At 46.9% G+C, this 25135-nt stretch carries 22 protein-coding genes and 6 pseudogenes; 8 read left to right on the top strand and 20 right to left on the bottom strand.

All coding sequences use genetic code 11. The features are described 5' to 3' along the window. Positions 1-43 precede the first annotated feature (43 nt). Together aroC and prmB are read right to left on the bottom strand one after the other, a co-directional pair. Positions 44-1129: a chorismate synthase gene (gene aroC, locus CS022_RS12720; RefSeq protein ID WP_129122589.1), complete on the bottom strand. Its 1086-nt coding sequence runs from the start codon at positions 1127-1129 to the stop codon at positions 44-46. 248 nt (positions 1130-1377) lie between these two features. Continuing rightward, positions 1378-2309: pseudogene (gene prmB / locus CS022_RS12715) on the bottom strand (50S ribosomal protein L3 N(5)-glutamine methyltransferase). Between the two features lie 146 nt (positions 2310-2455). Between prmB and smrB the strand changes: the two are divergent. The 3 genes from smrB (at position 2456) to CS022_RS25355 (ending at position 4298) form a co-directional block, all read left to right on the top strand. Further along, positions 2456-2992: an endonuclease SmrB gene (smrB, locus tag CS022_RS12710; RefSeq protein WP_129122588.1), complete on the top strand. Its 537-nt coding sequence runs from the start codon at positions 2456-2458 to the stop codon at positions 2990-2992. 278 nt (positions 2993-3270) lie between these two features. Continuing rightward, positions 3271-4140 (top strand): NAD(P)-dependent alcohol dehydrogenase, encoded by an 870-nt coding sequence (locus CS022_RS12705; RefSeq protein ID WP_201746273.1) that lies wholly within the window; start codon positions 3271-3273, stop codon positions 4138-4140. 20 nt (positions 4141-4160) lie between these two features. Continuing rightward, on the top strand, positions 4161-4298 hold the full coding sequence (locus tag CS022_RS25355) for a hypothetical protein (protein ID WP_201746272.1): 138 nt from the start codon (positions 4161-4163) through the stop codon (positions 4296-4298). A gap of 66 nt (positions 4299-4364) precedes the next feature. On the opposite strand, the gene sixA is transcribed toward CS022_RS25355, so the two are convergent. Continuing rightward, on the bottom strand, positions 4365-4853 hold the full coding sequence (sixA, locus tag CS022_RS12700; RefSeq protein WP_129122587.1) for a phosphohistidine phosphatase SixA: 489 nt from the start codon (positions 4851-4853) through the stop codon (positions 4365-4367). A gap of 135 nt (positions 4854-4988) precedes the next feature. On the opposite strand from sixA, the pseudogene CS022_RS12695 reads away from it, so the two are divergent. Next, a pseudogene (locus tag CS022_RS12695) lies at positions 4989-7760 on the top strand (insulinase family protein). 111 nt (positions 7761-7871) lie between these two features. Here the strand turns inward: CS022_RS12695 and fadJ are convergent. Together fadJ and fadI are read right to left on the bottom strand one after the other, a co-directional pair. After that, a pseudogene (gene fadJ, locus CS022_RS12690) lies at positions 7872-10003 on the bottom strand (fatty acid oxidation complex subunit alpha FadJ). Beyond that, positions 10003-11312, bottom strand: a pseudogene (gene fadI, locus CS022_RS12685) (acetyl-CoA C-acyltransferase FadI). Before fadI ends, fadJ begins: the two co-directional pseudogenes overlap by 1 nt. A 442-nt stretch (positions 11313-11754) precedes the next feature. Here fadI and CS022_RS12680 point away from each other — a divergent pair. Together CS022_RS12680 and CS022_RS12675 are read left to right on the top strand one after the other, a co-directional pair. Beyond that, entirely contained in the window at positions 11755-12336 is a 582-nt protein-coding gene (locus CS022_RS12680; protein WP_129122586.1) for a sigma-70 family RNA polymerase sigma factor, read from the top strand. Beyond that, positions 12323-13078, top strand: a complete 756-nt coding sequence (locus CS022_RS12675) for a DUF3379 family protein (RefSeq protein ID WP_129122585.1) — start codon at positions 12323-12325, stop codon at positions 13076-13078. The genes CS022_RS12680 and CS022_RS12675 overlap by 14 nt, the downstream gene beginning before the upstream one ends. 53 nt (positions 13079-13131) lie before the next feature. On the opposite strand, the gene CS022_RS12670 is transcribed toward CS022_RS12675, so the two are convergent. The 11 genes and pseudogenes from CS022_RS12670 to ccmA all read right to left on the bottom strand — a co-directional run bounded on the left by CS022_RS12670 (position 13132) and on the right by ccmA (position 20967). Next, on the bottom strand, positions 13132-13896 hold the full coding sequence (locus CS022_RS12670) for an MlaA family lipoprotein (RefSeq protein WP_129122584.1): 765 nt from the start codon (positions 13894-13896) through the stop codon (positions 13132-13134). A 79-nt stretch (positions 13897-13975) separates the two neighbouring features. Continuing rightward, positions 13976-15190, bottom strand: a complete 1215-nt coding sequence (ccmI, locus tag CS022_RS12665) for a c-type cytochrome biogenesis protein CcmI (RefSeq protein ID WP_129122583.1) — start codon at positions 15188-15190, stop codon at positions 13976-13978. Further along, positions 15190-15684 carry a cytochrome c-type biogenesis protein gene (locus CS022_RS12660; protein WP_129122582.1) on the bottom strand — a complete coding sequence of 165 codons (495 nt, stop codon included), beginning with the start codon at positions 15682-15684 and terminating at the stop codon, positions 15190-15192. The genes ccmI and CS022_RS12660 overlap by 1 nt, the downstream gene beginning before the upstream one ends. Continuing rightward, on the bottom strand, positions 15681-16235 hold the full coding sequence (locus tag CS022_RS12655) for a DsbE family thiol:disulfide interchange protein (RefSeq protein WP_129122581.1): 555 nt from the start codon (positions 16233-16235) through the stop codon (positions 15681-15683). Before CS022_RS12655 ends, CS022_RS12660 begins: the two co-directional genes overlap by 4 nt. Further along, positions 16232-17261: pseudogene (locus tag CS022_RS28095) on the bottom strand (cytochrome c-type biogenesis CcmF C-terminal domain-containing protein). Before CS022_RS28095 ends, CS022_RS12655 begins: the two are co-directional and overlap by 4 nt. Positions 17262-17356: 95 nt before the next feature. Beyond that, positions 17357-18223, bottom strand: coding sequence for a heme lyase CcmF/NrfE family subunit (locus CS022_RS28090; RefSeq protein ID WP_235869490.1), 867 nt, complete (start codon positions 18221-18223; stop codon positions 17357-17359). Then, positions 18220-18705 carry a cytochrome c maturation protein CcmE gene (gene ccmE / locus CS022_RS12645; protein WP_129122580.1) on the bottom strand — a complete coding sequence of 162 codons (486 nt, stop codon included), beginning with the start codon at positions 18703-18705 and terminating at the stop codon, positions 18220-18222. The genes CS022_RS28090 and ccmE overlap by 4 nt, the downstream gene beginning before the upstream one ends. Further along, positions 18702-18908 carry a heme exporter protein CcmD gene (ccmD, locus tag CS022_RS12640; RefSeq protein ID WP_129122579.1) on the bottom strand — a complete coding sequence of 69 codons (207 nt, stop codon included), beginning with the start codon at positions 18906-18908 and terminating at the stop codon, positions 18702-18704. The genes ccmE and ccmD overlap by 4 nt, the downstream gene beginning before the upstream one ends. 1 nt (position 18909) lies before the next feature. After that, positions 18910-19646: pseudogene (locus CS022_RS12635) on the bottom strand (heme ABC transporter permease). A gap of 35 nt (positions 19647-19681) precedes the next feature. Continuing rightward, complete coding sequence (gene ccmB / locus CS022_RS12630) at positions 19682-20350, bottom strand: heme exporter protein CcmB (protein ID WP_129122578.1); 669 nt, start codon at positions 20348-20350, stop codon at positions 19682-19684. Further along, a complete protein-coding gene (gene ccmA, locus CS022_RS12625; RefSeq protein WP_129122577.1) occupies positions 20347-20967 on the bottom strand; it encodes a cytochrome c biogenesis heme-transporting ATPase CcmA in 621 nt (206 codons plus the stop codon). The genes ccmB and ccmA overlap by 4 nt, the downstream gene beginning before the upstream one ends. A 109-nt stretch (positions 20968-21076) precedes the next feature. Between ccmA and CS022_RS12620 the strand changes: the two genes are divergently transcribed. Together CS022_RS12620 and CS022_RS12615 are read left to right on the top strand one after the other, a co-directional pair. Then, entirely contained in the window at positions 21077-21919 is an 843-nt protein-coding gene (locus CS022_RS12620; protein WP_129122576.1) for a hypothetical protein, read from the top strand. A gap of 11 nt (positions 21920-21930) precedes the next feature. Further along, entirely contained in the window at positions 21931-22281 is a 351-nt protein-coding gene (locus CS022_RS12615; RefSeq protein ID WP_129122575.1) for an EscU/YscU/HrcU family type III secretion system export apparatus switch protein, read from the top strand. A 6-nt stretch (positions 22282-22287) separates the two neighbouring features. Here CS022_RS12615 and CS022_RS12610 read toward each other — a convergent pair whose 3' ends face one another. From CS022_RS12610 to CS022_RS12595, 4 genes are read right to left on the bottom strand one after another with little or no spacing between them, the layout of a single operon-like run. Next, on the bottom strand, positions 22288-22713 hold the full coding sequence (locus CS022_RS12610) for a DUF2802 domain-containing protein (protein WP_129122574.1): 426 nt from the start codon (positions 22711-22713) through the stop codon (positions 22288-22290). After that, a complete protein-coding gene (locus CS022_RS12605; RefSeq protein ID WP_129122573.1) occupies positions 22713-23201 on the bottom strand; it encodes a chemotaxis protein CheW in 489 nt (162 codons plus the stop codon). Before CS022_RS12605 ends, CS022_RS12610 begins: the two co-directional genes overlap by 1 nt. Before the next feature lie 33 nt (positions 23202-23234). Continuing rightward, positions 23235-24362 carry a chemotaxis protein CheW gene (locus tag CS022_RS12600; RefSeq protein ID WP_129122572.1) on the bottom strand — a complete coding sequence of 376 codons (1128 nt, stop codon included), beginning with the start codon at positions 24360-24362 and terminating at the stop codon, positions 23235-23237. Then, positions 24352-25131 (bottom strand): ParA family protein, encoded by a 780-nt coding sequence (locus tag CS022_RS12595; protein WP_129122571.1) that lies wholly within the window; start codon positions 25129-25131, stop codon positions 24352-24354. The genes CS022_RS12600 and CS022_RS12595 overlap by 11 nt, the downstream gene beginning before the upstream one ends. Positions 25132-25135 lie beyond the last annotated feature (4 nt).

Genomic DNA, 25135 nt, shown 5'->3' with positions numbered 1-25135 from the left:
TCAGCGGCTTTTTTTATTGGATGTGTGAAACATTGAAGGCAAATTAAATCTTCGGTGTCTCTGTCACTACATCCGCGTTTTGCGCTCTATGACGCAACAGGTGGTCCATCAGGATGATGGCAACCATAGCTTCAGCGATTGGCACAGCGCGAATACCCACACACGGGTCGTGTCGTCCTTTCGTAACCACATCAACGGTTTCACCATCAACGTTGATAGTCTCACCTGGCACCGTGATGCTTGATGTGGGTTTAAGAGCAAGATGCGCGACAATATCTTGGCCAGATGAAATACCGCCAAGCACACCACCAGCATGATTAGACTTGAAGCCTTCAGGCGAAAGCTCATCACGATGCTCGCTGCCACGCTGATTAACGACATCAAAACCATCGCCAATTTCGACGCCTTTGACTGCATTGATACCCATCAAGGCATAAGCAATATCGGCATCAAGGCGATCAAAAACAGGCTCACCAAGACCGACTGGCACATTTTCCGCAACCACGGTCAGTTTAGCACCAATGGAGTCGCCTTCTTTCTTGAGCTTGCGGATAAGTTCATCAAGCGCATCCAACTTGTTAACATCAGGACAGAAAAACGGGTTTTGTTCCACCTGATCCCAGTCAACCTGATCAATGGTGACATCACCCATTTGCGACAGGTAAGCACGCACTTCAATACCAAACTTTTCTTTAAGGTATTTCTTGGCAATCCCCCCCGCAGCTACACGCATAGCGGTCTCGCGCGCTGACGAACGTCCGCCACCGCGGTAATCGCGGATACCGTATTTTTGGTGATAGGTATAATCAGCATGTCCTGGACGGAAGCGATCGGCAATTTTCGAATAGTCTTTCGAGCGTTGGTCAGTATTTTCAATCATGAGGCCAATTGACGTACCGGTGGTTTTACCGTCAAACACGCCTGAGAGAAATTTCACTTCATCGGCTTCACGGCGCTGCGTGGTGTACTTTGACGTACCCGGACGGCGACGGTCCAAATCGACTTGCAGATCGGCCTCAGAAATCTCGAGTCCTGGAGGACATCCGTCGATAATGCAACCTAGTGCCAAACCGTGGCTTTCTCCGAAGGTGGTTACGCGGAACACTTGTCCGATTGTATTGCCAGCCATTACTTCCCCTGTTTTGCGCTACCCGTCCCTGCAAGCAGCTCTGAAATATCAAAAACTGTCCATTAATGAACCATATTGAGCCGCGATAAGCAAAAAATATTTTTTCTTTAAGAGTAGAAATCGACTGTCAGAAAAGGCGTTAGAAGCAATTTAGATGATTTTATAACGGTTTGATGAGGAAAACGGCGGAAAGCATATGAGAAGGAATAAAGAGCAACAGCGCAAGCTGTTACTCTTAGGAAGTTCAATCAGTCTTTGTAGATCTTGAACTCATCAGCGACACTCATCAGGTCCTGATACGTCATCATGAACACGCCATGACCGCCGTTCTCAAACTCCAACCATGTCAGTGGTAGGTTTGGATATTGTTCATCAACATGGACCATCGAGTTGCCCACTTCGCAGATCAACACGCCCTGCTCAGTTAAGTAATCCGGCGCGTTAGCATAATACGGCGCATCAGTTTGAGACCATCGCTGCCTGCCGCCAAACCTAACTCGGGTTCATGACGGAATTCATCGGGTAGCGCATCCATGTCTTCTTGATCGACATATGGCGGGTTGCTAACAACCAGATCGTATTTGTCTTTCGGCAGATCGCGGAACAAGTCAGAGCGCAGCGGAATAACTTGCTGCTCCATGCCATGATCCTGAATATTGATTTCGGTCACTTCCAGCGCATCCGCAGAAATATCCACCGCATCAACTTCAGCCTCGGGGAAGGCATAGGCACAGGCAATAGCGATGCAGCCGCTTCCCGTACAAAGGTCCATAATACGCTTTGGTTGTGTTTGCAACATAGGCGCAAACTGATTTTGAATCAGCTCACCAATCGGTGAACGAGGCACCAGCACTCTTTCATCAACGAAGAATTCAAGACCACAGAAGTATGCTTTTTTCGTCAGATATGCCACTGGCGTACGTTCGTTAATTCTGCGCACCACACGCTCAACGATACGATGGCGCTCACTGGTCGTCAGGCGTGAGAAACGGGTCTCCGCTGGCACATCAATAGGAAGATAGAGTGTTGGCAGTACCAGTTGGACCGCCTCATCCCATGCATTGTCTGTTCCATGACCATAAAACAAACCCGCAGCGTTAAAGCGGCTTACTGTCCAGCGCAGCATATCCTGAAGTGTCTGTAGTTCGTTAACAACTTCATCGACAAAAATTTTATCCAAGGTGGCCTCCAGTAGCCTTATTTATCACCTTGTACGACACGTTCTGCTGGTAATCATGACTCTTAAACACCAAACCTTCACGTCGAATACCACAACTTTGAGTAAGTTAAGGTACAATGTTCGTATTGGTAGTTGGAATACGTTTTATGAGTAAGAAAAACCCAGCCTCAGAATCTAGTGATGACTTCTCGCTTTTTCGAGAAGAGGTACAAGGCGTCAAAAAACTGCAGCAGGATACCATAAACCCGCCGAGACGCCAGATCACCAAACAAACCAAGGAATCGTCAAGCACGCGTCACGCAGCGGATCACAGCTTTCATTTTTCCGATGAATTCGAACCCTTGCTGAAAGAAGACGGCCCAACACAGTATGCTCGCAGTGATGTCTCTAAATATGAGGTAAAACGGCTGCGGCGTGGTGTTTACGTGCCTGATATCTTCTTGGATATGCATGGCATGACTCAGCAGGAAGCCAAAAGAGAGTTGGGCGCCATGCTGGCAGAGTGCATCAAGGCAAAAATAAGCTGTGCCTGTGTCATGCATGGTATAGGTAAACATATTCTTAAACAGAAAGCCCCTCTGTGGCTGGCTCAGCATCCCGACGTTATGGCTTTTCATCAAGCTCCTCTCGAGTTCGGTGGTGATGGTGCACTGCTGGTATTGGTTGAAGTACCTGAAAAGTAACCGTTAACGAAAAGCCAACTTATAGGTTAAAGCGAGCACTTCCCCTCTTCCCTGCTCGCTTTAAATCTCCATCATCGATGAAATTACCTGTTCGCCTTTTCAGCAATTCACTTTTTGACTCGAAAAATCCAGCCCTTCAACACCCCAACAAACGATAACGCCATGAATATCTGTGTTTTTTGGGCGTACACCGTTAGTCTTGAAGTGTACTCAGAGAATGCTCAGATAATTTTCGGCATCACCAGACAACCTTCCGGATGAGTGAAAGGGAGAAGGCAATGCGAGCCGTTGTGTATACCAAGTATGGCGACCCGAGTGTGTTATCGACACAAGAAGTGGGCAAACCTGCTCCAGCCCCTAATGAACTGCTCGTTGAAGTGCATGCCACAGAAGTGACCAAAGCGGATTGTGAAATGCGCAGTTTCAATTTCCCTACCAAATTGTTTGTCGTTCCACTCAGGCTGGTATTTGGTATCACTAAACCAAAGAAAAATGTTCTCGGGCTTTATTTTGCTGGGGAAGTGGCAGCCGTCGGTAGCGAAGTAACGCGATTTAACGTTGGCGACAAAATATTTGGTAGCTCTCAGTTAAAGCTCGGTGGGTACGCTGAATACCTTTGCGTACCGGAGCACTATACGCTGACAACCCAGCCAAAAAATATATCACACGCAGAATCGGCATCACTTACCCTTGGTGGGCTAAATGCTTTGCACTTTATGAATCTGGCTGACCTGAAAAAAGGCGACCGAATAATGATTATCGGCGCGGGAGGCAGCATTGGGCTCCATGCAGTCCAAATGGCAAAAGCCGCAGGAGCACTTGTCACCGCTGTCGACCATGGTAGAAAAGAGGACATGTTGCGTCAGATTGGTGCTGATGACTTTATTGACTATACCAAGCAGTCGTTCAGTAACAACGCAGAAAAGTATGATGTTATTTTCAACATGATTGTCAGTACGCCATTCAAATCCTGTATCAATATGCTCAACGAAAAGGGGCTCTATCTGATGGGTAACCCGACATTGAGCGATATGATCCAAACCAAGCTCACTAATACGTTTTCAACAAAGCGCGCCAACTTTAGCTTTGCATCAGAGACAGTTACTGAGCTTGAAGCGCTGAGAAATAAAGTCGAATCTGGTGACTAGTCCCCGTTGTTGACAGCATTATGCAGTTTGATGAAGCCTCTGAGGCACATAGAAAAGTCGAGAATGAGACGAGACTGGGAGCAGTGATACTGACACCTTTGCGTCAGAAAGAAACAATAAAGCAGCAAGAGGACAACACTGAATCTCAGCTAGCATAACTCCTCAAGAGCGCTATAGGTGTTTTGATTAGATGGGCAGAGAAAATCTGCCCCGTTTAAACTAAGCTAATTTGCCGTCGGCAGACGATTTGGACTTTGCAACCAAAGTAACCTGCCACGCTCTGTATCAGGGTCGTATTCGACGCATGCCACTGCCGAGGTTGAAAAGACTGGCGGCTGAATCCCCAAAACAAGCTCAGATGTCAGATATCCCACCAAAGGTAAATGCGATACCAACAAAATACTCTCAGGTCGCTCAACGCTTATCTTGGCACGCAAATAATCTGCCACATCTTCACCATCACCATAGGGAGTAATACCCTCATCAGTGACGACGTTAGACGCTGGAGAAATGTATTCCCCCATCACATCCCACGTTTGCTGGGCGCGAACATAGGGGCTAACAATGACAGTATCGAGAGGTTGAGTTAACTGGCCCTGCAGCCATTCAGCAATCATTGCTGTCTGAACGCGTCCATGCTCAGTAAGCGGTCGCTCTTCATCGGTTGCAGCAAAAGGTTTGGCTTCGCCATGGCGAAGAATATAAATCTGCATACGGCTTTCTTAGAATTACAACTAACAGTGCTATGCTATCAGTGAAATACATGATCGTGGAAGGGATTGTTTGCCTGTTTGCTAACCTGTCGTCATAATTGACTGACCACATTTGCCAACCGCTAAGGGTGTCTTGTGCACAAAAGCCCAAATGACCACCGGGAATACCGCATTGTCACGTTGCCAAATGCACTCAAAGTGTTGCTTATCCATGATGATCAAGCGCCACGCAGTGCTGCAGCATTGACTGTCAATGTTGGCCATTTCTGCGATCCCGAAGACAGGGAAGGATTGGCACACTTTCTTGAACATATGCTGTTTCTTGGTACGGAGAAGTACCCGGATGTAGGCGAGTTTCAGTCTTTCATCAGCCGACATGGTGGTAGCAACAATGCGTGGACTGGAACCGAAAACACCACCTTTTTCTTTGATATTCACCACAGCTACTTCGATGAAGCACTAGACCGTTTCGGACAGTTTTTTTCAGCGCCGCTTTTTAACCCCGAAGCTGTCGATAAAGAACGTCAGGCCGTCGATTCTGAGTATCGACTCAAGATACAGGACGACGTCAGGCGTATTTATCAGGTTCAGAAAGAAACCATTAATCCCGCGCATCCATTTTCGAAGTTTTCTGTAGGTAGCATTGATACGCTCGCGGACCGAGAAGGTAAGACCGTCAGAGACGAGCTCATTGCGTTTTATAACACACACTACAGTGCAAACGTGATGACAGCCTCTATCATCAGCCCTCTCTCTCTTGATGAACAGGAAGCTGAAGCCATACGCTGCTTTGCAAGCATACCCAATCATGACCTCGCCGCTTTCCATTCTTCAGAACCTTATGTTCTGCCTGAACAAATTGGCCAGATGGTTATCGTCGAGCCAATGAAAGAAGTGCGTAAACTTACTCTGGCGTTCTCATTGCCGGAAAGTCGCTATTACTACCGTACCAAGCCACTGTCTTACATTGCTCACCTCCTGGGCTATGAAGGGCCGGGTAGCCTGATGTCGCTACTTAAAAATAAGGGGCTAATTAATACCTTGTCTGCGGGCGGTGGCATCAGCGGTTCAAACTTCAGAGAATTCGTTATCAGTGTCAGCCTGACTGAAGCGGGTTTGAACCAAATTGACGATATTGTCAGCTATACCTTTCAGATGATTAACCTCATCCGTCAAAAAGGCCTGTCTGACTGGCGATACGAGGAAAAGAAAGCGGTTCAAGAAATGGCGTTCCAGTTTCAAGAGCCGTCTAGGCCGATGGATACTGTCAGCATCTCGTGATGAATCTTATGCATTATGAGCCGGAAGACGCCTCTATGGCGACTACATGATGGATGGATATGATGAAGACCTCATCACATCGATGCTTAGTCATTTGAACCCAGACAATTTGCGCTTAACCTTGATAGCTCAAGGTTATAATTATGACCGATTTGCCAAATGGTACGACACGCCATATACCATCAGGACATTTTCTGACGAACAGAAAGAAAAATGGCATTCAAACCATATATCACCAACATTGGTTCTGCCTGAGCAAAACCCCTATATTTCCTATCAGTTAAAACCTTTGAACGTTGAATCGCCGGACAAACATTTACCTGAGATGATTCAGGAACTAGCCGGATTTCGTCTTTGGCACTGCCAGGATACTGAGTTTAAGGTGCCCAAAGGCATGATTTTCGTCGCCATAGACAGCCCTCACTCGGTGTCATCAGTCGAGAATATTGTCAAAAGCCGCGTCAGTGTCGAGATGCTGCTGGAATCTATTAATGAGGATGCCTATCAGGCGGAAATAGCAGGCCTGAGTTACAACCTCTATGCGCATCAGGGCGGGTTCACGCTAAAATTGAGTGGCTTTAACGAGAAGCTGCACTTGCTGATGGACTTGATTTTGGAAAAGTTCAGGGACAGAAGCTTTAAACCCGAGCGCTTCGATATTATCAAAACCCAGTTACTTCGCGGATGGCGTAATGCAGCTCAAAACAAACCGATAAGTCAACTGTACAATGCGATGACTGGGATTTTACAGCCAAACAACCCACCTTACGATCAGATGATTGTCGCGCTGGAATCTCTTGAGGTATCGGAGCTTCCTCCATTCATTGAAAAGGTGATGTCAGAGCTTCATGTTGAAATGTTTGTTTATGGCAACTGGCATAAAGAACAAACATTTTCTTTGGCAGAAACCATCAAGGACGCACTTCGTGTTGAAGAACAGACATACGAAGAGTCAACAAGGCCATTGATGCTGCTCGATAAGGCCGGAAGCAAAAGTTTTGAGTTTAATTGTGACCATCAGGACTCTGCGGTATTGGTCTATTTCCAGAGTTTCGAGACGGGTCCGGAAAATATTGCGCTGTACACTTTTGCTCATCATTTGATGTCGTCAGTATTCTTCAATGAACTCAGAACTAAACAGCAGCTGGGCTACATGGTTGGCTCCGGAAATTTACCTCTCAACCGCCACCCCGGATTGATCTTCTATGTTCAGTCACCGTTAGCGGGTCCAGACTTGCTGGTTGAGGCGATAGATGACTTCCTGAATGCCTTCTTCCTTATTCTGCTTGAACTCAGTGATGCTGAGTTTCAAGAGAGTAAACAAGGTCTGATTGCGCAAGTTGAAGAGCCTGATGCTAACCTTCGAGCCCGTGCACAACGCTTTTGGATCAGTATTGGCAATAAAGATACGGAATTCATGCAGCGTCAGAAAGTCGCGGCAAGACTTAAGAAGATGGATCGCTCTGATATGGTCAAATTCATCGTCGAAAAACTGAAACCAAGAACCTCAGACAGACTGATCATGCACAGCTGTGGTCTGCTCATCCTGACCAATGCCTCGTTGATGAAAACGGTGCAATTGTCGATGTGGATGCATTTCGCAAAGGAAGGCTGGAATACGAGTGATCTGCTCCAGTTTATGAAAGCAACATTCAACCAATAGAAAAAGCCCGGCAGCATTGCCGGGCTTTTCATCTCAGAAAACGTATTGAGAGAAACGTCTACTCCGCAAAAGAGTTAGCCGTGGAACGTCTCACCGTTTTCCGCCATTGATTTCAGCTTCTCGCATGGTGCGAAACGCTCACCATACTTATTGGTATGCTGCTCAAGGAGTTCAACCACTTTCTTGATACCCAGATGGTCCATGTAACGGAATGGTCCACCAAGGAACGGAGGGAAACCGATACCAAAGATAGAGCCAATATCACCATCACGCGCTGATGCAACAACACCTTCATCAAGACAGCGCGCCGCCTCGTTAAGCATCATTAATGTGCAACGTATGGCTAAATCTTTACCATCCATCTTCGCTTGCGGTGAGATATTCAGAATGCTGTAAATCTCTTTATCAACAGTCTTCTTCTTGCCGTTGTAGATGTAAACGCCTTTACCGCTCTTACGTCCTTTTCTACCGTCTTCAATCAAAGCGCTGAAAACGTCAGGTGCTTTGAAACGATCACCAAGCTCCGCAGCCAGAATCGGACCAATCTTAGCGCCAACATCGATACCTACCTCATCAAGTAAGGTCACAGGTCCAACAGGGAAGCCAAAGTCGACCAATGAGCTATCAATATGCTCAACAGGCTCTCCTTCAAGCATCGCCATTGCTGATTCGTTCATGTAAGGTGCCAAGATTCGGTTGACATAGAATCCCGCTTTGTCAGCAACAACGATAGGTGTTTTACCCTGTTTACGGGCAAGATTAACCACTGTCGCTACTGTTTCGTCTGAAGTACCTGCATGAGGAATAACCTCAACCAGCGGCATTTTCTCTACTGGGCTGAAGTAGTGCAAGCCAACAATGTTTTCAGGTCGCTTAGCACCTTCGGCAATTTGGTGGATAGGCAGTGATGACGTATTGGTTGCAAAGATCGTGTCTTCGGGCAACTCTTCCTCGATGTCAGCAACCATATTGCGCTTGAGTGTCAAATCTTCAAACACGGCTTCAACAACAACATTGTTTCTGCCCATGCCCTGAAAACTGATGCCAGCACTGATTTGCGACATCTGCTGCTGAACTTGCGCTGACGTCAAAATACGACGTTTACGCTTTTTGTCCAGAAGCTTAAAGTTGTACTGAAGAGCATTCAGTGCACCGTCATTACTGACGTCTTTCACACGAACCGGCAAACCCGCTTTTGTCGCAGAAACGTGCGCAATACCTGCGCCCATCAAGCCACCACCTAAAACATTTACGCCAGTCACTTTACGTGGTTCAGCTTCTGCGCCATTTTCTTTCTTCATCTCAGTGACAGCGAAGAAAAGGCTTCGAAGTGAATCTGAAGCATTTGTCTGAACTAATTCACCGAAACGCTTTGCTTCAAGCGCCAGACCTTTGCTCATTCCGTTCTCAAGGCCATGCTTGATGACTTCAAGAATTGCCTCAGCAGCAGGATAGTTACCACGCGTTTTTTCAAGAGTCTTCTTCGTTGCCTGATCAAAGACAAAGTTTCGGCCCAGTGAGTTCTTCGCCATCGCCCACTCTTTCCAGTCGCCACCTTTACGTTTTGGTTTTGACTTCAGTGCAAGCTCTTCAGCGACATCAAGGAGAACCGATTTAGGTACGCAGTCATCCGCGACACCCATTTTTTTCGCTTTGCTGGCTCTCAATTGTTTACCCGTCAGGATCATATCCAGTGAGTTCGCAACACCAACAAGACGAGGTAAACGTTGAGTACCACCAGAGCCTGGTAACAGACCGAGTTGCACTTCAGGCAGCCCAAGACGCGTTTTGTCATCATCTGACACAATACGGCTGTGGCATGCCAGCGCTAACTCAAGACCCCCGCCCAAACAGGGGCCATGAATTGCAGCAACAACATGCATGGGTAAAGCTTCAAGGCGGGCAAATAGCTCTTGCCCACGACGGGCAATGGTTTCACCCTCTTCAGCCGTTTTACATGCACTCAGCATTCTTACATCCGCGCCGGCAACAAAGTTGTCTGGCTTACCTGAATAAACAACAAGACCTTTCAGTCTTTCCGTGATTCAAGCGCATCAAGTACTTCGCTTACTTCTTCATCGAAAGACGCTTGCAGGGTATTCATCTTTTCACCCGGCACATCCATTTCAAGCCATGCGATTCCATTGTCTGCAAATCGCAACGTAAATGCGGATGTCTTCTCGCTTTGTTGTGCTACTTCTGCCATTACTCAGCCTCCAGGATCATAGCTGCACCCAGACCACCAGCAGCACACGCTGTGTTCAGGGCAAGACCACCACCACGTCTTTGCAGTTCGCGAAGCGTTTGGGTGATCATACGTGCGCCAGTTGCTGCGAATGGGTGACCATAAGCAATCGAACCACCAAGCACGTTAAATTTATCCATATCAACTTCACCAATAGCACTGCTTCGGTTCAGTTCTTCTTTTGCAAACTTATCTGATGCAAACATTTTCAGGTTTGCCAGTGTTTGCGCCGCAAACGCCTCATGCATATCGATCAATGTCAGATCAGACAATGCTATACCTGCGCGATCAAGAGCTAATGGCGTCGCATATGATGGACCCATCAGCATGTCTTTTTCAACTTGCGTTGCACTAAAGGCAAATGAACGGATGTAACCGATAGGCTCATAACCCAATTCTTTTGCGCGGCTTTCACGCATCAACAATACCGCTGCTGCACCGTCAGTCAAAGGCGTGCTGTTAGCAGCCGTTACAGAACCGTGCTTACGGTCGAACGCAGGGCGAAGCTTTGTGTAGCCTCAAGCGTCGAATCCATACGTACATTGTTGTCTTTATCAAACCACTGCTTGTAAGGTGCCGGGAATGCTGTCATCACTTCATCACGTACCAAACCGTCTTCCCATGCTTTTGCAGCCAGAGAATGAGAACGGTGAGCCAGTGCATCTTGATCTTCACGGCTGATGCTGTGTGTCTTCGCCATCTGCTCAGCAGTTTGTCCCATTGACAGACCTGTTGAATACTCAGCAACCGCTGGAGGCACTGGTGCAAGATCTTTTAGCTTCAACTTGCTAAGAAGCTTCAGGCGCTTACTTACCGTCTTCGCTTTTGACAGATCAAGCAGCGTAGATGCCAGCTTTTTCGACACACCGATTGGTACAACAGATGTTGTATCTGCACCACCTGCAACACCGATATCGATAGTACCAGCAACGATACTCTCTGCGACGTTCGCTACAGACTGAAAACTTGTCGCACATGCACGGGTAACGCTGTAAGCGTCAGTATTGATATTCATACCCGTACCCAGAACAATTTCGCGCGCAATGTTTGGTGCTTCTGGCATTTGAAGCACTTGCCCGAATACAACCTGATCAATCAATTTTGGATCGATATCGGTTTTTGTTAACAGCTCGCTGACCGCCATTTTACCCAGGTCAATTGCGGGCACGTCTTTGTAAGCGGTCGTCTGTCGTGCAAACGGGGTTCGCACACCAGAGACAACTGCGATTCTCTCTCCTTGACGTGTGGTCAGATTCTGTCGCTTAGCCATAGCTGCTCCTTAGCTGCTTATAAGAGGTCAGACCACATGATAGTAACCATTTTTTAAACGGAATAAAACATATGTTTGAATTAAGTCTCTTTAGTGAGACACTAAGCGGATTAAGAAATCAGAAATATAATGTTAAGTTAATAAAAAATATAACTTTTATATAAAAACCCAGTAAGAACCCCACACATAAACACCGTGCAAAAACGCTATTAGTTACATATAACTAGAATAGCTAGTTCACTTTATTTGATCTGCTGTTTAATCTATCAGTCTCATTTTTCGTGCCACTTATGGCACTATACCTGTCTCAAAAATGACAGATCATTGTGAGACAGCAACGTGTTTTACTTATCGTGTTGTCGTGAGCACCTTCATGTTCACACACCACACGAAATCCGGTTTTTAATTGGGTTATCAGGGAACCTTAGCGGATGAAAAAAAGATGGCCTTGAACTTTTTTAAAAAGTCACGAAATAAAAAAGCAGAAGACCAGGTCTCTATTGCTATGAATAAGGAAAAGCGATACGAAGCCTTGGTTCGAGTCTGGCATAAAGATTTGTTCAGATACGCTTATTGGCTGACAAAAGACAGAGATGTAGCTGAAGATTTGGTTCAAGAAACTTGCTTGCGCGCGTGGCGCTCAATGGACAGCCTTCTTGATGATAAAGCAGCGAAATCATGGTTAATCACAATTCTCCGCAGAGAAAACGCGCGTCGTTTTGAACGGAAGCAACTTGAGCTGGTGGATATTGATGATCATCAGATAGAGACACCCACTCCCAGCGGGGAGACGAATATCGAGAACCGATGGCTGCACAAGCAGATCATGCGATTGGCGCCTGAATATAGAGAGCCCTTGGTTTTACAAGTAATGGCAGGGTTTAGCGGCGAAGAAATTGCCAGCATTCTCGACCTCAACAAAAATACCGTGATGACGAGGCTATTCCGAGCCAGAAGTCAGCTAAAAGAATTTATGGAACACCAAGAGAGTTCTACAGGGGGGCAGATAAGTGGACGAACTTGAATTTCGTCGGCGTATTCTAGGAAACCCTCAGGACGACAGTCCTGATGTTCTGGAAATGCGTAAGGCGTCACCATCGAATGAGAAACTTGTCCGGGAGCTTGAGCAACTGGATGCGATGATTGATGAAACTTTACGGGTTGATATACCAGAGGATCTGGCAGACAAGATAATCTTTAAACAAAGCAGCGAGCTTGAGCGAGAAAATCGAAAACCCAAGTTTCACATGTCCATCGCAGCTTCTGTTGCCTTCGTTTTCGGTATAGTGCTGGGTCAGTTCAACTGGTCTGAAGCGCCTGCCAACATTGCGCAGCAAGCAACCAGCAATGTCGCAAAGAGCATCAATAGTCTTGGACAGGTTGCCTTGAAGCACTATTATGACGAATCGCCATTTACTAACGTTGCTGACGAGAAAGCAACACTCAAACAAGTAAATCTTAAACTCTCTCCTTTTGGTCAGCAGTTTAAAAATGGTTTTCCGGGAAGAATTACCTATGTAAACCATTGTAACTTTGGCGAACTGGGTCCGGGGTTACATGTTGTCATGCAAACAGACCAGGGCGAATCGATGACCTTCTTTGTTGTCAAAACCATAGGTGAGAACACCGAGCGTTTCTCAGATGACAAGATGAATGTCATCATGAAACAGTCTGATGACAACAGGCTTATTGTGGTCGGTCAAAAGGGGTCTGAGGTTGAAGAGGTCGCAGAAAAGCTAAAACAAAACCTTTACTCGATTATCTAAGACAGCTCACTGTTTTTTGATAGAAAAAACCGCCGATTGGCGGTTTTTATTTTTTACTCGTCAATTTCATCAAGAAACGCTTCGATATCGTCATCATCAAGCGTTTCAATCGCCACATCATTACCTCGAGCTTTGAACTCTTTGTTCTGTAAATAGGCATCACGGACGAACTTATAAGGATCCGGAGAACTGTTTAGCATGGCTTCTTGCTTTGATAGCTCAGCACGTTTCTCCAAGCCATCAACGACCAGCTTCGCGAGAGACTGAGGCAGAGTCAAAAGCGCCAGCGGTGGATAAAGACCATCAACCACCTTACCTCCAGCAATACGCAGCGTTGTAGGCCCATAGCCCGGCACCATAATATAGGCTCCCTGCCCTACACCATAATGACCAGCCGCATCACCAAATTCTCTCTCCGACATTTTGGGTATGTTGGCAGCGGAAGCAATATCAATCAGGCCACCTAACCCGAAAAGCGTATTTATCCAGAAGCGATTGAAGTGGTTAACCGCATCCTGCCCCTCAAGCATGAAAATACTGTTTATCATGCTCGCAGGCTCACCGAGGTTATCGACAAAATTAGAGACGCCTTTGCGCGTCCAGCCTGGGACATATCCTACATAGATAACCGATGCAGGTTTAAGCAAGTAGGGGTCAAGATAATCATAATTGACCGCCCACATGGCTCTGTTAAATCCTTCTAGGGGATCATCAGGGTGCGTTTTTACTTCCAGCCCAGCTTCTTCCTGCGGCGTCTGAACACAACCAGTCAACGCGAGGCACAATCCCAGTAAGACAGTTAAGCGCTTAAAATACACAGTGTTACCCGTATTCTTAAAATAAAAGAGGCCGGCAAAAAGCCAGCCTTTTGGAGGTCATCAGCCAATTATATACAAGTCAGAACCGTTTGTTGATTCTAACTTGAGACTCATCTCCCAGCTTTAGAGGTTCACTTGTGCCGTACCAGTCACCTTTTTTCGTTGTAACGTCACCGTCAGTATCAAGCCTTGCTTTAACCACCACTTCTGACAATGCACTCATTGGTCGAGCGGCTATCATATTGTCCACATCAGACAATGACACAGAAAGTGGAAATACTGGTTTGTCTATCCGTTGAGCCGCATAGGGCATTGGGGCGCCGTCCGCAGAATGCACTGATACGATCAACACTGAGCCATCCGCGATCGTCACATCACTGGACAGGGTAACATTGACTGATACAGACGACGCTGGATTGACACCCAATTTTGTTTTCGCCTGCGCAATACTCATATCCAGCATTCTATGTCTAGGATCGTCTTGAGGCAGGAAAACCTTCATTGCTGACCAGGCTTCAATTGCTTCTTGAAACGCTCCACGCCCAAATCCTTCAAACGCAAGAAGGGAGTACGCTTGTGTATTGGTGGGGTCCTCACCAATGACTGAACGTAATAACTCTCTCGCTTTCTGAAGGTATACATCATCGCCGGTGTACAACATGGCCTGCGCATAGCCAAGCTTCATGGTCATATCCTGAGGCTTGAGCTTGTAAGCCTTCTCCATTGCACCAAGTGCAGTGGCCATATCTCGGTTTGCAATACCCAGCCTTCCCAACAATAACCACCCTGTCGCGTCACTCGGCGTTTGATGGAGCCTTGTTCTCAGCGCGAGCGCGAGATCTTCCATTTCTTGATCTGACAAAGGTTCAGCGTCACTGTTCATTAAACGCTGTGACAATTCGGGTAGCTCCGCCGTTACCTGATGCCAATGGTTAACTTTGTCGCTGTTACCTTTGATGAAATACACACCATAACTCAACCCTATCAGGAGAATCAGACCGGGAACAATCATCCATACTTTGACAGTGTTGTTGTCTGACACACCCCCGGTGTCAGGGATGTCATCAAGCAATGATTTTTTTAGCTCGACCTCTAACTCGCCCTGGTCATTAATTAATCCCTCACGGTTCTCGTCATTCAGTTCACTCATCCTTTCGCGGAAAAACGCTTTATTTAGCTGATCACGGCTGGCAGAAACATCTTGCGTCTTCCCCTTCAAAATAGGAATAACAAAAATAGCGATGGAAAACAGAACGATAACGGCTGTTACTAGCCAAAACCACAACTCGGTCATTACTTCTTGTCCTTCTGGCTTTCTGCTGCATGCTCATCGGCCAGCAAAGTGGTGAGTCTTGCTTCCTCTTCGGTATCTAACCGTTTATCTGTTGTCATTGAGCTCTCTTCACGCCGACGACTTCGCATCACAAGTACAGTGAACCCCAAAAAGATAAATAAGGCAGGTCCCGCCCAGAGAATAAATGTCGAGCGGGTTACCGGAGGATTGTAGGTCACAAAATTTCCGTAGCGAGCAACCATATAGCCGACAATTTCTTTTTCAGATTTGCCCTGCTTGATCATCTCATACACTTTCATACGCAAGTCTTGCGCAAGGCCAGCATTTGAATCAGCAATGTTATTGTTCTGACACTTTGGACACCGCAGCTCTTTACCGAGAGCATGAAAAAGCGCCTCCTGCTCAGGCGTGTCAAAATCATAAACATCCACTGTCGCTGACACAGAAAAGACAAGCAGGACAGAAAGCAGCGAAACTGTTAACCACTTTTTCATGATTGACTCTCCGCGAGCATTTTTTCATACATAGGTTTTAGCGTATCACGCCAGTTTCTATCGTTAACATCACCAACATGGCGATAACGGATGATACCTTGCGCGTCAATCAGGAAGGTTTCTGGCGCACCATACACGCCAAGGTCTAACCCCAACATCCCGCTACCATCAAAGAGCGTTACCAGATAAGGGTTACCAAGATCATTGAGCCAACCGACCGCTTTTAGGCGCTCGTCTTTGTAGTTGAGACCAATGATTTTGACCCCTTGCTGTGCCAACGTATTGAGGAAAGTATGCTCGCTGTAACAGGTTGGGCACCATGTAGCCCATACATTGAGCAGCAAAGGCTTGCCTCTGAAAATACTTTGGTCATAGAGTTTTCCGGGCTCAGCCAGATCTTCAAGACGAAATTCAGGTACAGCCTTTCCAACCAAGACCGATTCCAGTTTTGTCGGGTCGTCTCCTTCAGCATTTCGGCCCAGCTGAACAAAGAAAACAGCCACTAACACCATAAACGCAATCAGCGGTGCGAAAAGTAACGTCCGGTTCATTCATTAGCCTCATTGAGTGCCGCTGATGGCTGAGGCGAAACATCAGCCTTTTTCGTCACTTTTCTAAAACGGTATCGCTTGTCTGAAACCGCTAACGCTCCACCCAAAGACATCAGAATCGCACCTAACCAGATCCACCGAACAAAAGGTTTGTAATAAATACGTACAGCCCAAGCACCATCATCCAGTCGCTCTCCCAGAGCAACATAGAGATCACGGGTGAGACCAGCATCAATGGCAGCCTCAGTCATCATTGAACGCTGGACAGAATAAAACCTTTTTTCGGCACGCAGTTCAGCGATTATTTCACCATCGGAGAAAACCTTGAATACGCCTTCAAAGCCTTCATAGTTGGAGCCATTCTTATCTCGCAGACCAGCAAAGTTAAATTGATATCCCTGAATCTCAACGGTCTCGCCAGGTGCCATGCGGACGTCCCGCTCGATATCATAGTTTTGAACCATGCAATACCGATTACCGTTACCGCCATCCCCAAATGAGCCAATACCATCGCCCAATGCTTCGCCCTAGCTTTCCGACGCCTGTCCAGAAGTCATGCCTGTGCGTAGCACGCTGATAAACCTCGATCCCCTGAAGAATGACAATCCACAGCGCCATGACAGCCCCCGTCGCCGCGAGCGGCATGAAGGTATCACTCACCAACCATACGATACCAATACCAAGTGGCAAGGCAATTAATGCGGTCACTGCCAACTCTTTGCTGAAGCTCGATAGTTTATCGCGCTTCCAACGAATAAGCGGACCAATACCCAGTAAGAAGGCAAATGGCACTGACAACCAGGTGAAAAGCATATTAAAGAAAGGTTCGCCAATAGACACAGAGCCCAGCCCCAACTGCTTGTGTACCAATGGCAGCAAGGTTCCAAGAAGAACAACAATCAAGGCCGCGACGAGAAAGATATTGTTAGCAAGTAAACCATTTTCGCGAGACAACAGCTCGAAATTACCACGCACTCTGACATCTGAGGCCCTGAGTGCGTAGAGCAGCAAAGAGCCACCAATCACGAAGACAAGGAAGCCAAGAATAAACAGCCCGCGCGCCGGATCTGACGCAAAAGCATGGACTGAAACCAATACACCGGAACGCACCAGAAACGTCCCTAACAAGCTGAGTGAGAAGCGGAAATCGCCAGAAGCACTGTCCACGCCTTGAACGTGCCACGCTTCTCAGTCACAGCAAGCGAGTGGATCAGCGCTGTACCCGCAAGCCAAGGCATAAATGAGGCATTTTCTACAGGATCCCAGAACCACCAGCCTCCCCAGCCCAGCTCGTAATAGGCCCACCATGACCCCAGCGCAATACCCAGCGTCAGGAATATCCATGCCGCCATTGTCCATGGTCGAGACCAGCGCGCCCAAGCTGTATCGAGACGCCCAGAAATCAAGGATGCAATGGCGAAAGAAAACGCCACTGAAAAGCCCACGTACCCCATGTAAAGCATAGGAGGGTGAATAATCAGTCCTGGGTCTTGTAACAACGGATTAAGGTCTCTTCCATCGATGGGGAAAATAGGCAATGTTCGCTCAAATGGGTTAGAGGTCAGAATGATAAACAAAAGGAAACCAACCCCTATCATTCCCATTACAGCAAGCACACGGGCAACTGACTCAAGTGGCATATTGCGGCTGAAAATAGCAACCGCCAGTGTCCATGTGGCCTGAATCAGCACCCAGAGCAGTAATGAGCCTTCATGTGCTCCCCAGACCGCCGTTAATCTGTAATACCAGGGTAATGCCGAGTTTGAATTGCTGGCAACGTAAGTAACGGTGAAGTCATTGATATAAAACGCCCACATAAGACTGGCAAATGACAATGACAACATCACGAAAAGCCCGATAGAGAGTGGTCGGGCCGAGCGCATCATTGCCTGATTACCAATGTGAGCACCCCACATTGGATAGAGACTAAGTAATACGGAGAAGGCCAGTGCGACAATCAGGGTGAAATGACCCAGTTCAGCAGTCATAAGTCAGTACCTTTTTTTTGCTCTTCCGTGTAATTCAGCGGTTTATGCGACTTTTTCATCGCTTCAGCCACTTCCGGCGGCATGTATTCCTCATCATGTTTAGCCAATACTTCATGGGCTTTCACCGTTGTCGCATTCACTAATTCTCCCTGCGCGACAATCCCCTGCCCCTCGCGGAATAAGTCAGGCAAAATTCCGTCATAGGTAACTGTCACTTCAGGTCCAACATCTTTCACTTTGAATGACACTTTCAGAGATTGCGGGTCACGTTTCACCGAGCCTTTCACCACCATTCCACCGATGCGCAGACGTTGTCCAACCGATGGTTTTGACCCATCAGCTTTACCTTCAACAAGCTCTGTGGGCGTATAAAAAAGGTCAATATTCTGGGTCAGGGCGTAGAGCATTAATCCAATGGCCGTGCCAACCCCAATAACAAGAGCCAGTGCCAGTGCCAGACGTTTTTTACGTCTCGGGTTCATAGCGTGTTCTCCATGTCTTTGGCTTTCTGAATCCTTTCCTCACGGGCTACATTATTTTTTATACCGCGAAGGAGGCGACGGTGAGTTAGCGCTGATGACAAAACGACGCCCACCATAGAGACAAATGTTATTCCGAAGGCAGCCCACACATAGTAGGCATAACCGCCCATCGCAAGAAAATCTGAGAAAGAATCAAAATGCATGTTAGCTCCTTTCTACCAGTTGCTTCACCCAGGGACGATGAGACTCTCGCTGAATGATATGATTGCGAAGCCCCATCAATGTAGCCCCACCGAAAAACAACGCAAAACCCAGAAGATTCAGCAGCAACGGCCACAGCATTTCTGGCGCAATAGAAGGTTTGGCAAATTTCGTGATAGTGGCTCCCTGATGCAGGGTATTCCACCACTCTACAGAGAAATGAATGATGGGCAAATTGATGACTCCCACCATCGCAAGGATGCCCGCAGCACGTCCTGCGGTTTTGCTATCATCGAATGCGTTGTAAAGCGCTATCACGCCGAGGTAGAGGAAGAGAAGGATCAGCTCTGACGTCAGGCGCGCATCCCATACCCACCAGGCTCCCCACATCGGCTTACCCCAGATGGCACCAGTGACCAGAGCAATAAAGGTGAATACAGCGCCAACAGGTGCCATTGCAGCAGCAGCCCAGTCTGACGTTTTGATTTGCCAGACGGTACCGATGAATGCAGCGATAGCCATAGACATGTATGCCCCCATCGACCAGATAGCCGCAGGGACGTGTATATATATGATCCGGAAGCTGTCACCCTGTTGGTAGTCTGAGGGCGCAAACATCAGCCCCAAAGGGTGCCAACAACAAGCGAAACCACACCGATAACCATAAACCAAGGTAAAAGTGTTGAACAAAGTCTGTAGCTTGCCTCAGGCTTTGCGTAAGGATGTAGCCATTTCCACATTGCAATATCGCTCTAGGTTCAGTTATTTCTTTATGTTAATGAAGACTTACTCTTAACCCCGCAGAAACCGCAAGCGGAGTGAGGGTGACTGATGCCGCTAACATCGCACCAAGAATGGCCAATTGTCCATTGATAGCGAGGCCCATTGCCGCAGCGTCAATCGCTGACGTTGCAAAAATTAATACCGGAATATAAAGCGGCAAGATCAATAAACTGAGTAGTACACCGCCTTTTCTCAGGCCAACGGTGAGTGAAACGCCAATAGCACCGAGAAAACTCAATGTTGGCGTACCCAGCAACAGCGTAAAGAGCACAGCTACATATGTTTGCATATCCAACGATAACAGAATTGCTAATAATGGACTGACAATCAACAGGGGCAGTCCAGTTAATAACCAATGCGCCACAATTTTGGCAAACACCAAAACAGGAAGTGGTTCAGGCATTAACAACATTTGCTCCAGTGAGCCATCAATAAAATCATCTCTGAAGAGTCGTTCAAGGGATAATAATGCAGCCAGTAACGCAGCAACCCAGATAATTCCGGGGGCAATTTCAGCCAGTAGCTGCGGGCCGGGCCCAACGCCTAAAGGAAATAATGTGATAACGATGATAAAAAACCAGATCGGGTTAAGTACATCAGCCTGTCGACGGAGTGCTATCATCAATTCGCGTCGAACCACGGTTAAAATAGCACCAATCATTGAGCCTCCAGTTTGATCTTACGCAAACTATCGCACCCTTCGAACATATCTTGATGGGTTGTAAACAATACAGACCCGCCATTATTTACATGCTTATCAAAAAGGTTTTCCAAAACACGACGACCTTTTTTATCAATGGCTGTCAGAGGCTCGTCCAAAATCCAAAGGGGGGCTTGACTCAGCCAAAGACGCGCAAGCGCGACACGACGGTTTTGTCCTGCAGAGAGTTGGGCAGCAGAGATATCTTCTCTTCCCGCTAACCCAACACAGGCCAGAGCATGAAAGAGTTGTTCTTCATCAGCATGAATATGGTGCAAGCGACAATAAAAAGACAGGTTTTCAAACGCAGTTAATTCACGTTTTACGCCGGTGCTATGACCGAGGTAAAGAAGATCGCTGTGGAATTCATCTCTTTGTTTCTCAATGGCTCTACCCTTCCACAGAACCGAGCCCTTGTCTGCAAGCCCAAGACCAGTCACTATTCTGAGTAGGGTTGTTTTTCCAGCACCATTTTCACCTTCTACCTGAACCAGCTCTCCTTCACTGACAACAAAATTCAGGTTTTCAAACAACACTCTGTCTCCCCGAATGCTGCTTAACTGCCGAACTTCCAACATAAAGACTGCTGCTTCCTGTAAAATAATAAATAGTATGTCCGATAATATCATAGAGGCGATCGCCGCGGTTAGCGACGCCAGTCTTTGCAAGGGATGTGGGCGAAAGATAATGATTGTAGGAAAAACACCCCAATTACAGAGTAACGGAATTGCTGTTGGTAAAGCCATTCAAGAACTGAATAACGTTAACCAGCTAAAGCAAATATTACTGGAAGCAACACTGAGCCCAACAAAAAATAGCAATCCGCAAAGTTTGCAGGTATCAACGTCACTGCCGCGTATTATTTCGTTGCTACAAAACCTCAATCTCTATCCGGCCCTCACAAAGCAATCCTCTCAAGCGCCGAGTAATGTCTCTCAACTGTTTCAAGCGCTGTTGTCTCAACTCACACTCCCGATGCCATCTGAAAATGCTCCGATCAAAAACTGGCTAAAGCAACGCCCTGCGGATAGCACGCTGTCTTCAATGCTCTCTTTGTTAGCCGATACCAATCTCGTAAACGAAGACTCCCCAGCATCACAACTTAAATCGCTACTGATGCTATCTGCAGAAAAAAGAGTGGCAGAGCAACCCCGAGATGGTCAGTTTCACTGGCTTATTCCTCATGCCGATCCGGAAAAGACGCCTGTTGAAGTCAATGTGTCACGCAGAGCAAAAGGAGATAACGACGAGGATGGCACTGATGGCATTGAAATTCGGATAACTCTACCGTTAGAGAGTGGGGAAAGGGTGATCGCTTTGGCTTCTCTTGAACAGCAATCTTTACGCCTTCACTTTACGACCAGTACAGAAAAAGTCGAAAGAAAAATACAAACTAGCTTGCCCTTGTTGGAGCATGTCTTTGCCAGCCACAATATTGCATTGAGTGGTTGTCAGGTATCACGACATACAGAAAGTGACATGTCGGCATCTGAACAAACGCCTTCTTCTGGGCTGAGTATTAAGGTCTGACGGTGAATGAGATGGTAAATAATAAAGAAACATCAACAGATAAAACACGTTTCAACAGAAACTTGCCGCCGCGTGAGAAGAGGACAGCTGTCGCACTTCATTATGATGGTAACAGTGCCCCAAAAATAACAGGGAAAGGGTTTAATCAACTGGCTGAGCAGTTAATTGACGACATGCGCCGTGATGGGAAGCTTATCCATGAAGATGAAGAGCTGGTGAAGTTACTTCAACAGAAAGATGTCGGAGAGGAAATCCCAGAGAATTTATTTCTGGTGATTGCTGAACTTATCGCATTTGCTTGGTATATAGATGGAAAAACCCCTCCACAATGGGAGGGGCGAATGCTGAACAAAAAAGTGTGAGACAAACTATCTAGTTGCCCGCTGACGCCTGATATTCATCAAAAGCTCAGCTTCAGCTTTTGGCAGATCACACTCTTCCATAAGTTCATTAATATCAGCCCCTAAATCAACCATTTTGGTTGCACGGCTGTATAGCCGACCGTCGGGGTCTAACATTTCAATTTCGTTCTGTTTATCAACCAAACCATCGAACTGACCGGATAATTCAGCAAGCTTCTGGCTCATTCCCATGGCACCAGCACGCAGTTCCGTGAATTGATTCGTCAGGTTTTCATGCTGTTTCCGGCTGTTCTTTAGCAATAGCTCCATTGCCTGCATCTTGGTTTCCATTTCTTTCTTGTAGCTGCGGCTTTTGAGTAATACCACAATCGATATCACACATGAAATAGCCAGCAGTACATAGGGCAACCAATACAATGCAATGTCGAGCATCAGAGTCCTTGCACCTCAGACCACTCTTCATCTGTCAGGAGTTTGTTGAGATCAACCAAGATCAGCAGTTTACTCTCACGGTTGCAGACACCGAGGATAAACTTAGAACTCTCGTCAGTACCAACGCTTGGTGTGGTATCGACCTCAGACGCTCGCAGTTCTACAACTTCAGCAACGCTGTCGACCAGAATACCAATCACCTGAGATTCTGTTTCTATCACAATGATGCGCGTGTTCTCGGTGACTTCGCCTTGTGATAGGCCGAAGCGCGAACGCGTATCAATGACAGTAACAACTTGACCACGAAGGTTAATGATACCCAGCACGTATTCCGGTGCACCCGGGACAGGTGCAATCTCGGTATAACGCAGTACTTCTTTAACCTGCATGACATTGATGCCGTAGGTCTCGTCTTCCAGATGGAAGGTCACCCACTGCAGGCCCTCGTCTTTCACTTCTTCTTCGTGGAATTCAGCTACCTGAGACATTTCATTTCCTCTTTACGTGCTGTGCTTCGCTATTTAAGCCAATGCTCGGGCATCTATACCCTGGTTAAACATATCAGTGAGTGCCTCGACGTGAATCAAAACACACATTTTTTCTTTGACCAATCCAGCTAACCACGGCCGCCTTCCGGCTTGCTCACGCCACTGCACTTGCTCTCCATCAAGGGTTTCCGTACCAAGTAGGGTATTGCACGCCAATCCCCACATACTATCCCCAAGGATCACAATATAACTATAGTCATCGCGGTGGCAGTTATCTGTTATTTTTTCGGGCATTACCCATTTGGCCAGATCAACTATATCCAGTTTTTGATCTTTTTCTGTCTGCAGTCCGATGTACCAATCTGGCCTTCCAATAAGGTGGCTACATTCGCCCAGCGAGAGAATACCGCCTAAGTGCGCGAGTGGAACCGCATATTTTACGCCGTGGCATTCGAAAAAGAGAACCTCAAACGAGAAACCTAGATCAACATTTTCCCATGGTTGGTTAGTGTCACCATGATCTCCAGCTTGTGTTTCAGGCTCTGCCTGAGTATCAATGTCAGATGCCTGTATGGTGCTCTCATCAGCATCAGTTTCAATGTCAACGCCAACCACAACTTCAGATTCAACCTCGATTTCAGGTTCAACCAGAATGTCTGACGTATCACTATCAACCTTAACTTCGGTATCGGCAAGTGCTTTAGTTTCTGCAGTGATCTCTTGCTCAAGATCCGCAGAAACCTCGACAATTGGCTCTGATACCTTTAGTTCAGTCTCAACATCGAGCTCTGATTCCGTTACTTCCGAGACTTTGCTTAACAATCGCTCAACATGAGAAAGATCTGGCGCTGAGGGTTTGAATACAGCTTCAGGAAGTATCGGGGCAGGGTTTATGTCCTTAGGCTCAGGAACATATGTTTCAATAATTTCAGGCTGTAAATCATCGGCGGCGACGGAGGCCAGAGAGCCTTGCTCATTCAGTGCATTAACGTCGACCTCGTCATCTGGTCCATCAGAGAGAGGTAATTCTTGCTGGTTAGGATCAACTTCCGGCATATCGACAGGAACAACAGATACGTTGTGCCCCCCGGTTTCATCCAGAAGAGCATCAAAATAATCCTCTATCGCTTGCGCGCTTGATAGCGAAAAATTATTTTTCATCCTGCTCTAAACGCTCTAAGTACCTTAGTAAGGTATGGTAAGCGAAAACTCCCCGGCAATTTTTCGAGTAATAAGACGGTGGCATACTTTTTAGGCTGGCATCACGAAATTTGGTGTCAATCGGCACAGCAGAAGCCCACACATTATCTGGGTACATTGATTTCAACTGCTGCAATGTTTCGAGTGACGCGCGGGTACGTTTGTCATACATAGTAGGAACAACCGTGACCTTGAAGCCTGAAGAACGTGATTTCTGCATGATTTGTAACGTACGCATCATGCGTTCGAGGCCTTTCATTGCTAAAAATTCTGTCTGTACAGGAATGATGATTCGGTGGCTCGCAGCCAGCGCATTGACCATCATCACACCAAGTATTGGCGGACAATCGATCAGCGCATAATCATATTCTTCATCAAGACAGGTTAACGCCTTTTTCAACATCAAACCCATGCCACCTCTGTTTCCCATCGCGCGATCGAGTGTCGCCAGGGACATGTGAGAGGGCATAAGGTCAATGTTTTCATATGCCGTCGACAGCAACAAAGGTTTAACTGTGTCTCTATCTATTCTGGGTAATTGAAATAAATCAAACAGCGAGCCGGGTAATTCATCAGAGTCAAAGCCCAGATAAGTTGTGAGGGAAGCATGTGGATCGGTATCAATCAGCAGAACACGTTTTCCCGCCTGGCTCAACAAGCCAGCTAACGTTACTGTGGTCGTTGTTTTACCAACACCACCTTTTTGGTTAGCAATACTCCAGACTTTCACGCCT

This window comes from Veronia nyctiphanis (assembly GCF_004116385.1).
Taxonomy (GTDB): domain Bacteria; phylum Pseudomonadota; class Gammaproteobacteria; order Enterobacterales; family Vibrionaceae; genus Veronia; species Veronia nyctiphanis.
Note: the sequence above shows the minus strand (reverse complement) of the source record. Positions and strands in the feature narration are given on the sequence as shown.